At 69.0% G+C, this 13,968-nt stretch carries 13 protein-coding genes; 12 read left to right on the top strand and 1 reads right to left on the bottom strand.

The features are described from left to right. The first annotated feature begins 364 nt into the window (after positions 1–364). Positions 365–1,000, top strand: a complete 636-nt coding sequence (locus tag NVU01S_RS29620; protein WP_043680042.1) for an NUDIX hydrolase — start codon at positions 365–367, stop codon at positions 998–1,000. A gap of 543 nt (positions 1,001–1,543) precedes the next feature. On the opposite strand, the gene NVU01S_RS29615 is transcribed toward NVU01S_RS29620, so the two are convergent. Then, on the bottom strand, positions 1,544–2,359 hold the full coding sequence (locus NVU01S_RS29615; protein ID WP_052281268.1) for a metallophosphoesterase family protein: 816 nt from the start codon (positions 2,357–2,359) through the stop codon (positions 1,544–1,546). Positions 2,360–2,575: 216 nt separating this feature from the next. On the opposite strand from NVU01S_RS29615, the gene NVU01S_RS29610 reads away from it, so the two are divergent. The 11 genes from NVU01S_RS29610 to NVU01S_RS29560 all read left to right on the top strand — a co-directional run. Further along, positions 2,576–3,520: an alkaline phosphatase family protein gene (locus NVU01S_RS29610; protein WP_043679970.1), complete on the top strand. Its 945-nt coding sequence runs from the start codon at positions 2,576–2,578 to the stop codon at positions 3,518–3,520. A 300-nt stretch (positions 3,521–3,820) separates the two neighbouring features. Then, a complete protein-coding gene (locus NVU01S_RS29605; protein ID WP_014986533.1) occupies positions 3,821–6,208 on the top strand; it encodes a RelA/SpoT family protein in 2,388 nt (795 codons plus the stop codon). 363 nt (positions 6,209–6,571) lie between these two features. Then, entirely contained in the window at positions 6,572–8,200 is a 1,629-nt protein-coding gene (locus tag NVU01S_RS29600) for a cutinase family protein (protein WP_043679978.1), read from the top strand. Between the two features lie 57 nt (positions 8,201–8,257). Beyond that, a complete protein-coding gene (locus tag NVU01S_RS29595; RefSeq protein ID WP_043679982.1) occupies positions 8,258–9,217 on the top strand; it encodes a DUF8176 domain-containing protein in 960 nt (319 codons plus the stop codon). Positions 9,218–9,233: 16 nt separating this feature from the next. Next, entirely contained in the window at positions 9,234–10,112 is an 879-nt protein-coding gene (locus tag NVU01S_RS29590; protein WP_014986530.1) for a MinD/ParA family ATP-binding protein, read from the top strand. Continuing rightward, positions 10,109–10,780 carry a DUF6668 family protein gene (locus tag NVU01S_RS29585; RefSeq protein ID WP_052281264.1) on the top strand — a complete coding sequence of 224 codons (672 nt, stop codon included), beginning with the start codon at positions 10,109–10,111 and terminating at the stop codon, positions 10,778–10,780. The genes NVU01S_RS29590 and NVU01S_RS29585 overlap by 4 nt, the downstream gene beginning before the upstream one ends. 51 nt (positions 10,781–10,831) lie before the next feature. After that, complete coding sequence (locus tag NVU01S_RS29580; protein WP_014986528.1) at positions 10,832–11,128, top strand: hypothetical protein; 297 nt, start codon at positions 10,832–10,834, stop codon at positions 11,126–11,128. Further along, a complete protein-coding gene (locus NVU01S_RS29575; protein ID WP_052281265.1) occupies positions 11,128–11,412 on the top strand; it encodes a hypothetical protein in 285 nt (94 codons plus the stop codon). Before NVU01S_RS29580 ends, NVU01S_RS29575 begins: the two co-directional genes overlap by 1 nt. After that, a complete protein-coding gene (locus NVU01S_RS29570) occupies positions 11,409–12,026 on the top strand; it encodes a DUF8175 domain-containg protein (RefSeq protein ID WP_014986526.1) in 618 nt (205 codons plus the stop codon). Before NVU01S_RS29575 ends, NVU01S_RS29570 begins: the two co-directional genes overlap by 4 nt. After that, positions 12,023–12,838: a DUF8175 domain-containg protein gene (locus NVU01S_RS29565; protein WP_043679986.1), complete on the top strand. Its 816-nt coding sequence runs from the start codon at positions 12,023–12,025 to the stop codon at positions 12,836–12,838. Before NVU01S_RS29570 ends, NVU01S_RS29565 begins: the two co-directional genes overlap by 4 nt. A 64-nt stretch (positions 12,839–12,902) precedes the next feature. Next, positions 12,903–13,968, top strand: a 1,066-nt coding sequence (locus NVU01S_RS29560) for a TrbL/VirB6 family protein (protein WP_063048190.1), incomplete at its 3' end; no start/stop codon positions are given.

Below are 13,968 nucleotides of genomic sequence, written 5' to 3'. Positions count from 1 at the left end.
AAAGGGGTGCGTCTGCTCAGAAGGGGCGCGAAGCGGGCCCCGGGATGCGACGGGCCGCGACCTCGGCAGGCGACGGACCAACCCGAACGGGACAGCGCGAGGTCGGCCGATGAAGCGCGCCGCGACTTCGGCAACCGACCGACCTACCCGAACGGGACAGCGCGGGGTCGGCCGATGAAGCGCGCTGCGACCTCGGCAGCCGACCCGACAGAGTTGATTACCGGGTGGCGCTCTACAGCGGGACCGGTGGGTGTGCGTAGGCGGGGGCCTTGTCCGTGTGCCGAACGGGCCGGCGGGAATCGGTGACGCGGACATGATGTGCCGCGTGGGGCGGAGTGGCTGGGGTGGGGCAGGATTGGGCGGCGTGGAGCAGTCTGTGGTTTCGGTGGACGTGGTGACGTTGCGGTTCTGGGGTGATGACGCCGAGGTGCGCTTGGGGGTGGCGTCGCGGGCGCTGGATCCGTTCGCCGGCGAGCTGGCGTTGCCCGGTGTGCTGCTCGGGCGGGGGGAACGGTTGGCGGAGGCCGCACGCCGGGCCGTGCACACGAAACTCGGTGTACCGCAGGCGGCGATCGGTGCGGTCGGTCAGCTGGTGACCTTCGACGAACCGAATCGTGATCCCCGCGGACCGACGCTCTCGATCGCCATGTGGGCGGTGGTCGGGCCGCACGAGGGGCCCGCGCACTGGGTCGAGTTCGACGGGGTGCCCGAGCTGGCCTTCGACCACAACCGGATCGTCGAGGCCGCCCGCGGGCTGCTCGCCGGCCTGCTGTGGAAGGACCTGCCCTTCACCCGCGCCCTGATCGGCGACGAGTTCCCGGCCACCCGCGCCGTCGCAGCCACCACCGCCCTGGCCGGCGCCCGCCCCGACCCGGCCAACCTCAACCGCACTCTCGCCACCCTCCCAGGCCTGGCCCGCACCACCGAACGCCGCCGCGTCAAACCCACCGGCCGCCCCGCCGCCATCTGGGCCTTCGCCCCCGAGCCCCCCGCGGAATAGTCCACATTCCGCCCTTCTCAGGGCGAGTTGCCTGCTGGCGCAAAGCTGCTCGGTTGTCCGCCCGCGCCCGGAGGCGGGCCGGAGACCCGAGCGACCGGTGTGCCGTGTTCGCGAGTGGCGTGCGGTTCGCAGTGCGAGTTGCATAGTGGCCCGCGTCCGCGCCCGGAGGCGGGGCCGGAGACCGAGCGGCCGGTGCGCCGTGTTTGCGACTGGCATGCGGTCCGTGGGGCGAGTTGCATAGTGGCGCACGCCTGCGTCCGGAGTCGGGGCTGGAGACCCGATCGACCGGTGGGCCGTGTTAGCCACTGGCGTGCGGTTCGTGGGGCGAGTTGCCCGGTTGCCCGGTTGTCCGCGGCCTTCTGGGCGCTCATGGGGGACCGGGCCGGGTGTGGGGTGGGGACGCCATCGCGGGCGCGCGGCTCGCGATCCGAACCGCTTAGGCGGTTGGCTGCGGCAGGTCGCCGCCGTGGGCGGGCTCGGGGAAGCATTTGACTACTTCTGTGGGTTCGCACCCGGTCTGCCGCTCAGAAGGTGTGCGAACCCCTAGAAGCGGTGCGCTTGGTCGTGGCTGGTGCGCGGGGTTCGGCGGCGAGCGGGGGTGTCAGCTTTCCAGGGCGAGGTGGGGGTGAGGGTGTAGACGGCGTAGGGGCGGCCGAGGACGGGGTAGGAGACGTTGCGGACTGGGATACCGCCTGGTGTGCAACCGATTTCGGTCCCGGCGTGGGCGTGGCCGTGGATGGCGAGTGTGGCCATGCCTGCGTCGACGGCTCGGCCGAGGTCGGCGCAACCGAGGCCGGGGTAGATCTTCGGCGGCTCGCCGACCAGGGTGTCGAGGGTCGGCGCGAAATGCATGAGGGCGATGCGCAGTTCGGTGTCCAGGGTGTCGAGGGCCTGCTGTAACCGCAGCGCGTCCAGCGGGCCGCGGCGCATCCGTTCGCGGTGCTCCACGGTGCCGGTGTCCGGGCTGCCGGGGTAGCCGGGGAAGCCGCCGCTGCCGCCCATGACGCCCGCGATGCCGAGCCGAAAACCGTTCAGCTCGAGGGTGATCGCGGTTCCGTCGAGCATATGCACGCCGACCGCGGTGAGCTGGGCGGCGATGCGATAGCCGAGCCGACGGTCGTGATCGTGGTTGCCGAGCACCGCGACGACCGGCACCGGCAGGTCGGCGATTTCGGCGCAGAGCAGGTCGGTCTCGGCGAGCGTGCCGCCGTCGGTGAGATCGCCCGCGAGCAGCAGGACGTCCGCTTGCTCGGCCAAGCGGCAGAAAGCGGGACGAAATCGTCCGGCTACAGCGGGGCGCAGATGGGTGTCCGCGACGGCCGCGACCCGCACCCCGGGCCGCGCGGAATCGGCTGACATGGCGTCAGCCAGCCACACCGGTGCCGCGGGTGTCAACCGGAATCCGGCGTTCACCCACCCGCTACCCACGCGTGAGCTTGTCGAATAGCTTTCGGCTATGAAAAGTTCAACCCTCGTTCAGCGAGGCAACGGGCACTGCCGCGCGCGATGAAGCATCAATGAACACTCCCCGCGGAGGCTATCCGCGCGGCCGGTGCACCCCGCATGGTTCGGGGTATGCGCCTCGTTGCCAAGGCCCTCGCCGTCGCCGCCGCGACCGTGCTGCCGCTGCCCGTGGCCGCCGGTGTGGCGCAGGCGGACACTCGCGTGGACAAGGTCGTCGTGATCGGGCTGGACGGCCTGATGTTCGACAAAGTGCAGCAGGTACATGCCCCGAATCTGTTGCGGCTCAGCGCCGAAGGGCTGCTCAGCCGCTCCTCGATCGCCCCGCACATCACCATCTCCGGCCCGTCCTGGGCGTCGGTGCTGACCGGTGTGTGGGACCGCAAGCACGGTATCGAGAACAACAACTTCACCGCCGCGCCGTTCGCGGCCTACCCGACGGTGTTCACCCAGCTCGAACGCGCCGATCCGGCGCTCAAGACCCAGTCCATCGCCACCTGGGATCAGATCGCGACCATGACGGGCAGCGGCGATCCGCGCGCCGACGTGGTCGTCTCCACCCCGCCTGTACCGGACGACCCCGACGAGGCGAAGACCGACGCGGCCACCACCACCGCCGTGGTCACCGCCGTCACCAAGTTCGCGCCCGACTTCCTTTTCACGCACCTGGACCAGGTCGATCACGCCGGTCACCGGGATGGCGGCGCGTCCGGCGAGTACCTCGACGCCGTCCGGCGCATCGATGCGCAGGTCGGCCGGATCGCCGCCGCGGTGGACGCGCGGGCCCAGGCCAATCCGGGCGAGCGCTGGACCATCTTGGTCACCGCGGATCACGGGCACACCCCGAAGGGCGGTCACGGCGGCCGATCCGCGGACGAGACAACGAATTTCGTCATCGCCCGGGGCCCGGACTTCGCCGCGGGCAGCACCACCTCCCGCTTCACCCTGGTCGACATCACCCCCACCGTGCTCGATCTGCTGGGCGTCGCGCCGAGTCCGGATTTCGACGGCCGGTCGATGATCACCCGCCCGCCCACCGACGTGGCCACTATCCGCTAGCGAGCATTCCGGCGACAAACGCCTCCGCGCGACGCCTGATATGTCACGCTTTCCCGTACGCCTCGGAGTCCTCGGCGAACCTCGTGTCACCCGGCCCGAGACCCCCATACCGCACCCCCGTCGTCGCGCACCGGACAGCACTGCGCCGTCGGGACTAAAGTTGGTGGTCTGGGCGGTTGCAGCGGTCGGATAGGGTGGTCCGATCGAGGCACGCGGCGCGAACGGCAGGCCCGGAGGCGGCAGCCTGCGTAACCACGGAGGGTCCGTGCGCGCCGCCAGTGGGCACTGAGAGGTGGTGGCATGACTCAGCACTTGGGCGAGGCGAATGTCGAGCAATCGGCAGGAGCCCCGCAGTCGAACGGTGCCGCCACCGGGGGAGAACCGCCCAAACCCGGTACCCCTGCCCGGCAGGCCGGCGCGACCGCGGCGGTGCCGACCTCGGCTTCGCGCCGGGTGCGCGCCAGGCTCGCCCGCCGGATGACCGGTCAGCGCGGTATCGCCGCGGTGAAGCCGGTGCTTGAACCACTGGCCAGTGTGCATCGTGAGCTGTATCCGAAGGCGAACCTGACGCTGTTGCAGCGCGCCTTCGACGTCGCCGACGAGCGGCACAAGCATCAGTTCCGCAAGTCCGGCGATCCGTACATCACGCACCCGCTCGCGGTGGCCAACATCCTGGCCGAGCTCGGCATGGACACCACCACGTTGGTGGCCGCGCTGCTGCACGACACCGTCGAGGACACCGGCTACTCGCTCGAGCAGCTGACCCTGGACTTCGGTCCCGAGGTCGCGCACCTGGTGGACGGCGTCACCAAACTGGACAAGGTCAATCTCGGCGCGGCCGCCGAGGCCGAGACGATCCGCAAGATGATCATCGCGATGGCGCGCGATCCGCGCGTGCTGGTGATCAAGGTGGCCGACCGGCTGCACAACATGCGCACCATGCGCTTCCTGCCGCCGGAGAAGCAGGCGAAGAAGGCCAAGGAAACGCTCGAAGTCATTGCGCCGCTGGCCCATCGCCTCGGTATGGCGACGGTCAAGTGGGAGCTGGAGGACCTCGCGTTCGCCATCCTGCACCCGAAGAAGTACGACGAGATCGTGCGCCTGGTCGCCGACCGGGCGCCCTCGCGCGACACCTACCTGGCCAAGGTGCGCGCCGAGATCGTCAATACCCTCGCGGCCTCCCGGATCAACGCGATCGTCGAGGGCCGCCCGAAGCACTACTGGTCGATCTACCAGAAGATGATCGTCAAGGGTAAGGACTTCGACGACATCCACGACCTGGTCGGCATCCGCATCCTCTGCGACGAGGTGCGTGACTGCTACGCCGCGGTCGGCGTGGTGCACTCGCTGTGGCAGCCGATGGCGGGCCGGTTCAAGGACTACATCGCGCAGCCGCGCTATGGCGTCTACCAGTCGCTGCACACCACCGTGGTCGGTCCGGACGGCAAGCCGCTGGAGGTGCAGATCCGCACCCAGGACATGCACCGCACCGCGGAGTTCGGCATCGCCGCGCACTGGCGCTACAAGGAGACCCGCGGCAAGCACTCCAACGACAGCACCGAAGTCGACGACATGGCGTGGATGCGTCAGCTGCTCGACTGGCAGCGGGAGGCGGCCGACCCGGCCGAGTTCCTGGAGTCGCTGCGGTTCGACCTGAAGTCGCCGGAGATCTTCGTGTTCACCCCGAAGGGCGACGTGATCACGCTGCCGCAGAAGTCGACCCCGGTCGATTTCGCGTACGCGGTGCACACCGAGGTCGGGCACAAGTGCATCGGCGCCCGGGTGAACGGCAGACTGGTCGCGCTGGAGCGACAGCTGGAGAACGGCGAGGTCGTCGAGGTGTTCACCTCGAAGGCACAGAACGCGGGGCCGAGCCGGGACTGGCAGAACTTCGTGGTCTCCCCGCGCGCCAAGGCCAAGATCCGGCAGTGGTTCGCCAAGGAGCGCCGCGAGGAGGCGCTGGAGAACGGCAAGGAGCAGATCTCCAAGGAGGTCCGCCGGGTCGGTCTGCCGTTGCAGCGGCTGATGAGCGTCGACGCGATGACCGCGGTCGCGCACGAACTGCACTACACCGATATCTCCACGCTGTACACCGCGGTCGGTGAGCATCAGGTCTCCGCGCATCACGTGGTGCAGCGCCTGATGGCGCAGCTGGGCGGCATCGGTGACGTGGAGAACGAGCTGGCCGAGCGGTCCACCCCGTCGACCACCCCGGCGCGGCAGCGGACCACCGGCGACGCGGGCGTGCTGATTCCCGGTGCGCCGGGCACGGTGGCCAAGCTGGCCAAGTGCTGTACGCCGGTGCCGGGCGACGAGATCATGGGCTTCGTGACGCGCGGTGGCGCGGTCAGTGTGCACCGCACCGACTGCACCAACGCCGGATCGCTGCAGGATCAGGCCGAACGCATCATCGAGGTGGCCTGGGCGCCGTCGCCGTCCTCGGTGTTCCTGGTGGCCATCCAGATCGAGGCACTCGACCGCACCCGGTTGCTCTCCGACGTGACGAAGGTGCTCGCCGACGAGAAGGTGAACATCCTGTCCGCGTCGGTGGCTACGCACGGCGACCGGGTGGCGATCAGCAAGTTCACCTTCGAGATGGGCGATCCGAAGCATCTGGGCCATCTGCTGAACGTGGTCCGCAATGTGGAGGGCGTCTACGACGTCTACCGCGTTACCTCCGCCGCCTGATATCCGAGTTGCTGGTCAGCTCCCCTTGACGTGTCATTCGCTTTGGCGTCGGCAACATTTGGGCAATCCATTTGCCGGATGAGTGGTTTCTGTCCGAATGCCGGCACCCTTGCGCGGCCGGAAGTTGGCGTCGCGGTGGGCATTTCGCGTCACGGGTGGGTCGCCGACCAGTTGCTCTCGTTTTCGGACCATCGGAAAGTTGCCGGAGGGTTATTGACGGCACGCCGGAATGTGTCAGAGTGCTTTCGGCAGTTCATGCAAACTTTTCGGCGATGCCACAGCAATAGCCGGAATCTGTTACGGTCTATTGCGTTTCATGGCGTTGATGATAGCTGCGGCAACACGGATTGATTGCGGATCGCTATGACTAACTATTCGGCAGGTGTCACGGGGGTGCTGACAGCACTCGCCGTGACTGTGGCTACCGCGGGAATCGCCGTAGCCGATCCGCCGAAACCTGCGGGCCCATCGACGAACATCGCGCTCAGCGCTTGTCCGGCACTGTACGCCTTGGGAATTCAAGGTACGGGCGAATCGTCGCCGGATGCCGCGCCGTCCACCGATACCGGAATGCTGTCCACCGTCTTCCGGCCGATGCTGGCCAAGGCGGCGGACGCGGGCCTGGTCGATCGCGCCTATGTGCCCTACGAATCCAGTTTCGGCGGCGCAACCGCCGGCGCCGCGGTGCCGTACTCGGAATCGGTCACCGGCGGCCTGGTCCGGCTGCGGACGATGGCCAAGAACGTCGCCGACCGGTGTGCCGACACCCGATTCGCGGTGGTCGGCTACTCGCAGGGCGCGCACGTCGCTTCGGTTTTCGCCCAGGAGGTCGGGCAGGGGAACGGGGTGCTGCCCGCCGACAAGGTCGCCGCGGTGGCCCTGTTCGGCGACCCGACCCGCAACGCGGGCGCCCCGCTGTTCCCCGGCTCGCCGGGCAAGGCGACGCCCGATCCCGCGCCGGGCACCGCGGGCGACCAGTTGGCCGAACTCACCGCGCTGCCGCTGACGCCGGCCACCGGCGGCGGCATCGGCCCGGACCGGGATCGGGCGGCCAATTTCGGGGCGCTCACCGGCCGCGTGGCGAGTTTCTGCGCCGCGGGTGACCTGGCGTGCGACGCACCGCAGGGCGCACCGATTCTGAAGGCGGTCACCAACGTCGTCGGCCAGTCCAAGCTCAGCGGCGGCGACCCGATCACCTCGCTGGTCTCCATCGCCCAGGCACTGGCGTACACCTCGATCAAGACCGCCACCAAGGTGGTCGACGAGGACGTGCAGGGCAATTCGCTCGCCACGCTGTCGCTCTCGCCCAAGAAATCGATCTCCGAGCGGCTCGCCGACGCCGCCGATCCGCGGACCCCGCTCGACCTGCCCGCCGCGCTGCAGGCGCTGGTGAAGGTCGGCACGATCGGGTTGAACGCGGTCGTCGCGGTGGTGAAGACGGTGCTCAACCCGGCCGCCATCAGCGAGCTGGCCACCGCCGGGCTGTCCAATCCGCCGGCCGCGCTGCTCTCGCTCGGGACGAAACTCGCGGGCGCGCTGACTCAGCTCGTGCCGCCGACCACGGGTGTTCGCTTGGTGAACCAGGCCTTCGACGCGGTCGTGCAGAACATCACCGACAACAGCGAATTACTCAATACCACCACCTGGGTGCGATATTGGGACACCGTGCAGCGCCATCACGCGTACAACACCGCGACGGTCGCCGCGAACGGTGACACACCCACGACCTTCGTGGCCGATTGGTTTGCCGCGATCGCCCGCGATATCGCCGGTGCATTCGGCGCGAACGGCAGTCCACGAGGTGGCGCAGATAAGCCACCGACGGGATTCTTCGGCGAGCAATCCGGCGCGTCGACTACGCCGAATTCGTCCGGTACGGGACAATTTCCGTTCGGGACAGGAGCCGATGGCGCCTCATCCGGCGGCGCGACGTCGATTCCGCCCACCGATCGACCCGGCACCGCCAACACCTACCCGTTCTCCACGAACTGATCGCCGAGAGGGTCCGACGATGCTGCATCATGCGTCTCGCTCAGCGGGAATGGGGGAATGTTGAAGTCGTACAAAGATCTGTCGCGGTGGTACGGCGCACTGGAGCCGGAAACCGCCCCGGTGCACCGGGACGAGACGGACGCGGTACCGCTCGACGACGACGGCCCGGCCCGGTACCCGCACTACATCCGGGACGAGCCCGCGCCCGAGGTGCCCGCCGAACTCGCCGCCCAGCGCAGCGAATTCACCGGCGGCTGGTCGGATTGGGTGGGGCGCGCCCCCGGCCCGGACGACGACTACACCCCGCGCGACGCCGACCTGGTGCGCTTCCCGTGGCCCGACGAGGACGACTACGACCACTTCGACGAGCCGCGCCGGCGCTCGTCCGGTGCGCTGCGCGCGCAGGCCCGGGCGCGCGGGTCGCGCCGGACCCGGGTGTTCGTGGTGCTGGTCATCGCGGTACTGCTGCTCGGCGCGGCGGCCGCGGGCGTGCTGTTCCTGCTGAATTCGGCGAGCCACCGAGCCGCGCCCAGAACGCCGACGCCGGCCGCCTCGGTGCAGTTCACCGCGGGCAGCGTGCAGGCGGGCGTGAGCACCGACAGCTTGCTCAGCCGGTCGCAGGCAGGCGTGTCCACCCATCGCCCGAACGGCGCCTGCCCCACCGAGCACGCGGCGACCATCCTGCGCGGTGCCGAAAAGGGCAGCACCGCAACGGGTCCCGACGCCATCATGGCGTTCCAGTACGCCTACTACGTCGAGCGGTCCGGCGAACGGGCCAGGCAGGCGGTCGCCGACGACGCGACCGTGTCACCCGCCGCGACCATCCAACGCGGCATCGATACGATCCCCGCCGGAACCACCCACTGCGTGCGGATCGTGACCATCGCGGACAACCGGTACTCGGTGGAGGTCACCGAGTACCGCCCCGGCGGCGTGCCCGCCACGTACAACAAACAGACGGTCACCACCGCGGTGATCGACGGCCGCACCCTGATCACGGGCATCGCGGCCGGGTAGAGGAGAGCAGGAAGCGATGGGAGAGGACTGGAGCCGCTGGCTCGACGAGACACCCGAAGCGGGTGAATCGTCGGGCAAGCCTGGGCGCTCCAAGGCTCCGGTGGTGCGATTGCGGCGCGGCAAGGGCGGTGGTTCCGGCGCGGAACAACCGTTACAACGTCCGATCCTGGTGGTCGGCGGCTGCGGCGGCGCCGGCACCACCACGACGGCGCTGGGCATCGCCGGCGAGCTCGGCATGGCGGGTACCCCCACGGTCGCGGTGGACGCGACGCAGGCGGGCAGCGACCTCGCGCTGCGCGGCGCGGACGAGCACCTGCACCCGATCAGCCTGCAGTCCTGGCTATACGGCCGCGGCGACGACGAACCCGCGCCGCTGAAGGAATGTCTGTCCCGGGCGACCTCGGGTATCGGCCTGCTGTGGCGGGACTCGGCGCCGCTGCGCCGGCGGGCGACCTACCTCACGGTGGCGCGCGCGGTCTACGACTCGGGGCACACCGCGGTGTACGACGGCGGCAGCCCGATTGCCGGACGGCAGCTGCGGCCACTGCTCGATGACGCGGATGTCGCTCTGGTACTTGCCATTCCGGCGCGCGCCGACGCCGCGAACCGGCTCCGGGTCACCCTGGAATGGTTGGACGACCAGTTCGGGGACTCCTCGGAGGGGCAGGGCGGCGGCATCGTCGGCGACACCACCATCGTCATCTCGCACCAGCACCCCGGCACCGAATCGCGCGTTGCCGAGCATTTGCGTGAGCACCTGTCCGGCTGGGTGCGCGATATCCGTGAGATTCCCTACGACCCGCACCTGGCCAGAGGCGAGCTGGTCCGCCACGCCTCGTTGGCCATCGAGACGCGCCGGGCTTATGGGCGCCTGCTCGCCGGGGTGGCATCATGACCGCCGCCATGAGTTTTCGACGTCAACAACCCGAATCCGCGCCCGTCGGTGTCGTCGCCCCGCCGGAGTCGCGGCGCGCCCCGATCTGGGACCGTCCGGTGCCCGGGATCGGCCGCGCCCCGCTGGTCTGGCTCCTGGGCGTACACGGCGGCGCGGGCGCCAGTAGCCTCGCGCATGTGCTTGCGCCCGCGGCGGATTCGAGCCGGCGCTGGCCCGGCGTCTTCGATCGCGAGTCCCCCTTCGTCGTGCTGGTGGCCAGGGAGACCATCTCCGGGCTCACCCGCGCGCACGATCTACTGCGCCAACATCATTCGGGTTTCGCGGGTTCTTGCGAGGTGCTCGGGTTGATCACCGTCGCGGCCCGGCCCGGCCGGCTGCCCGCCGAGATCCGCCGCTACCGCGACGTGGTCGGTTCGCTGGCCGGCCAGTTGTGGCAGGTCCCGTGGTACGAGGAGTGGACGCTGGTAGAACCGGAGAAGCTGCCGGTGTGGACGCCGGGCGACCCGATGCCACCGAAGAAGCGCAAGATCGACCCGCTGGAGGAGGTACCGCTCGATGTCCGAGAGCTCGGCGCCGACATCGTCGCGGCGGCACGCACGGCACTGGAGGAGGCGGAACTCGACGATCCGGCGCAGAACCGGGGCGGCCGCAAGCCGCCCGATCAGTGACCTCACGCATGGAATCGGCGACGACCCAACTACTTTCGAGAAAGGCACCCGATGAGCACGATTCTCCTCGCCGTGCAGGAGACGTACGGCACCGTCCTTGCGCAGGTCGGTAATCCGACCCCCGAGGCGCCTCCGGGCTCGGAGAAGATCCTGCAGTTGGTGCGCTACCTGACCTGGTTCGTGCTGCTCTCCGGCATCTGCGGAATCACCTACGCGGGTGGCAAATTCGCGTGGGAGAAGTGGACCGGTGGCGGGCTGGAGTCGCCGAAGATGGTGGCGGGAGCCATGATCGGCGGCGTCGTCGCGACCAGCGCGGGCACCATCATGAACGCCGTCATCGGAACCTGATGTCCGCGATGGAGACCGTGCGCGCGTCGGCAGTCGAGCTGCTCGCCTACAAGCAGATGCCCGCCGAGGTACTGCAACCGCTGATGCAGCTGCTGAACTGGCTGCTCTGGTTCGTCCTGCTGGTGTGCCTGGCGTGGATGATCGTCTCGGCGGGCCGGCTGTGGATCGCGTTTCGCAGCGATCTGGCGATGAACGACGCCTCGCACGGGGTGCTGATGAGTCTGCTCGGAGCGACGGTGGCCAGCACAGCGTCGGGGATCGCCTTGGCGTTCCTGCCGACGTGAGCGAGCGCAGGGGGACCACGGCGGGGGCCTTCGGCGCCGCGCTGCTGCTCGCCACGGTGGGCTGCGGTGGCGGTGACGAGCAGACCGGACCCGACCTGTCCGCGCCGCCGACCGGCGTGCGCTGGCAGCCGTTCCAGGGCGTGGCGTTGCCGCATACCGATCAGGGGCCCGAGTCGGTCGCCGACGGCGCCGCAACGGGTTTCGAGCATTCGCCGCGCGGCGCGGGCGTCGCCGCGATCACGCACGCGGTGCGACTCGCGGTGGCCGCCGACAGTCAGTGGGCGAAAGTCGCGGCGCGCGAACTCGTTCCGGGTCCGGCCAAGGACGAGTGGGCGATCAACCGGTTCCAGCTCTCGATCACCGGCCCGGCCGCACCCGAGTACGCGCCGAGAGTGCTCGGCTACAAGATCACCGGGTACACCGACGAACGCAGCACCGTCGATGTGCACACCGAGTACTCCGACAGCTCCAAGGCGGTGAACCACACCACCGTCGAATGGTTCGGCCAGGACTGGCGGTTACGCCTGCCCGATCCGGGCACCATGGCCAGACCGATCGATCCGATCGACGTATTACCCACCGACACCGTGAAATTGGAGGCACCGCAGTCATGAGTGAGAAGGAGTCGTACGCGCGCGATCGCGTCTCCTTCGGTGCCGTAGCGTCCGCCGCCGTGCTGGCGCTCATCGTGATCGTGGGAATCATCGTGTATGTCAGCCGCGACGACGGCGGCGCGGCGGCGACCGGCCCCGCGGCCGCGGAATCGGCCGGCGGCTCGGGCTTCGGCAACCCCGAGGTCGATATCCTCGGCCGGCGCGTCGATGTGCCGAACAACGCTGCGGGGCAGATCCTTCCGCAGGATCCGACGCGCCAGCGCAAGCCGGACGACGGCGACTGGCTGACCGCGGCGCCCGAGGGCACCACCGCCGCGCACGGCTGGCAGCGGGTCTACGGCGCGTCGGTGCCGTTCTCCACCTCCGACGGGCCGACCCGCATCGAAGACAATCTGGCCGTGGGCTATTCGCACACGCCGCAGGGCGCGGTGCTGGCGGCGGCGCAGATCACCTACCGGCTCAACGCGAGACCGGCCTTCCGGGACCTGTACGTGCGGCAGGTGCGGGTCTCGGCGGCCCAGATCGCCGCCTACGACCGGGCGCTCGCGGCGGACAAGCTGCCCGAGCAGCAGCCGGAGAAGGTGACCAAGTACTTCGTCGCCTCGGACGCGTTCAAGGTGGACGACTACGCCGACGATCTGGCCATCGTCCGGCTCGCCACGCGCGGGCCGGTGGTGGACGGCAAACAACTGTGGGCGGCGGTCCGCCTGGTCATGGTCTGGGACGCCGGCGACTGGCGGCTCAAGCCCTCGACGTCCAACACCCCGCAGACCGAGTACGTCGAATCGCTCGGCGGGTGGACGAAATGGTGAGCACGGTGAGAAAGGCGCGGAAACACTTGACGGCCGACCAGCGCAGCAGCGAGGGGTGCACACAATGGTGAGGCGAATACTCACGATTTTCGCGGTCATCTTCACGGTGATGGTCGCGACGCCGACGGTCGCGTACGGACAGACCTACGGCTTCGACGAGACGTGCAACGAAATCCACGACACGCTCGACAATGTCGGTCTGCCCGGCATCTCGCTCGGCGACGCCGCCTCGGCCGCGTGCAAGGCGGGCAACGCCGCCTCGCATCCCGGCCAGGCCGCCACCGCCGTGAAGGACAAGGCCTGGGATTCGACCTTCGGCAAGGTGGTCGACTCGCTGATGAACGGCCTCGGCGAGGCCATCATCCTGGCGTTGACCTTCTGGATGAAGGTGCCCAACGAGGCGGCCAGCGACTCCGGCTCGCTGTTCACCAAGATCAACGATTACACCTATCAAGCTCAGATATTGCTCTTGATAGCCTCGGTGATCCTGTCCGGCGCCCGGCTCGCCGAGGCCAGACGCGGGGCCACGATGAACGAGGCGGCCGAGTCGTTCCGGATGTTCGCCCGGGTGGTGTTCAGTTCCTGGATGCTGGGCGCGGTGATCGTCGCGGGCACCCAGGCCTCGGATCGCTTCTCCGAGTGGATCATCAACGATTCGACCAACGGCAACGCCAAGGACCTGGCCGAGCTGATGGTGAAAACCAGTAAGTTGCAGGCATTTTCGCCGGGCCTGGTGTTGATCATCGCGATCGTCGGCCTGCTCGGCGCGCTCGCCCAGATCGTGCTGGCCATCGTGCGTCAGGGTCTGCTGATCATTGCCGCCGGTGTGCTGCCGCTCGCCGCGGCCGCCTCCGGGATGAATGTCGGAAAACAGTCGTACCAGAAGCTGATCGGCTGGATCATCGCATTCATGCTGTGGAAACCGGTGGCCGCGATCGTCTACATGATCGCGTTCACCACTGCGGGCCATGTGGATTCGCTGACCGCGACCAACGGCCTGCCGGATGGTGAACAGGCGCAACGCATGCTGGTCGCGATCGTGCTGCTGTGCAGCGTCGCGTTCGTGCTGCCCGCGCTGATGCGACTGGTCACGCCCGCGGTCGCGATCGTCGGTAGCGGTGGTTCCGGTC

Origin of the sequence: Nocardia vulneris (genome assembly GCF_001613425.1) — a bacterium.
In the GTDB taxonomy this organism is placed as follows: Bacteria; Actinomycetota; Actinomycetes; order Mycobacteriales; family Mycobacteriaceae; genus Nocardia; species Nocardia vulneris.
The sequence above is the reverse complement of the archived record's forward strand: the minus strand, read 5'-3'. Positions and strand labels throughout refer to the sequence as shown.

Coding starts and splice junctions, on each gene's coding strand:
- NVU01S_RS29565 (WP_043679986.1), top strand. CDS start 12,023: ATGAGTGAGAAGGAGTCGTACGCGCGCGATCGCGTCTCCTTCGGTGCC.
- NVU01S_RS29595 (WP_043679982.1), top strand. CDS start 8,258: ATGTTGAAGTCGTACAAAGATCTGTCGCGGTGGTACGGCGCACTGGAG.
- NVU01S_RS29600 (WP_043679978.1), top strand. CDS start 6,572: ATGACTAACTATTCGGCAGGTGTCACGGGGGTGCTGACAGCACTCGCC.
- NVU01S_RS29610 (WP_043679970.1), top strand. CDS start 2,576: ATGCGCCTCGTTGCCAAGGCCCTCGCCGTCGCCGCCGCGACCGTGCTG.
- NVU01S_RS29605 (WP_014986533.1), top strand. CDS start 3,821: ATGACTCAGCACTTGGGCGAGGCGAATGTCGAGCAATCGGCAGGAGCC.
- NVU01S_RS29575 (WP_052281265.1), top strand. CDS start 11,128: ATGTCCGCGATGGAGACCGTGCGCGCGTCGGCAGTCGAGCTGCTCGCC.
- NVU01S_RS29590 (WP_014986530.1), top strand. CDS start 9,234: ATGGGAGAGGACTGGAGCCGCTGGCTCGACGAGACACCCGAAGCGGGT.
- NVU01S_RS29615 (WP_052281268.1), bottom strand. CDS start 2,359: ATGTCAGCCGATTCCGCGCGGCCCGGGGTGCGGGTCGCGGCCGTCGCG.
- NVU01S_RS29585 (WP_052281264.1), top strand. CDS start 10,109: ATGACCGCCGCCATGAGTTTTCGACGTCAACAACCCGAATCCGCGCCC.
- NVU01S_RS29580 (WP_014986528.1), top strand. CDS start 10,832: ATGAGCACGATTCTCCTCGCCGTGCAGGAGACGTACGGCACCGTCCTT.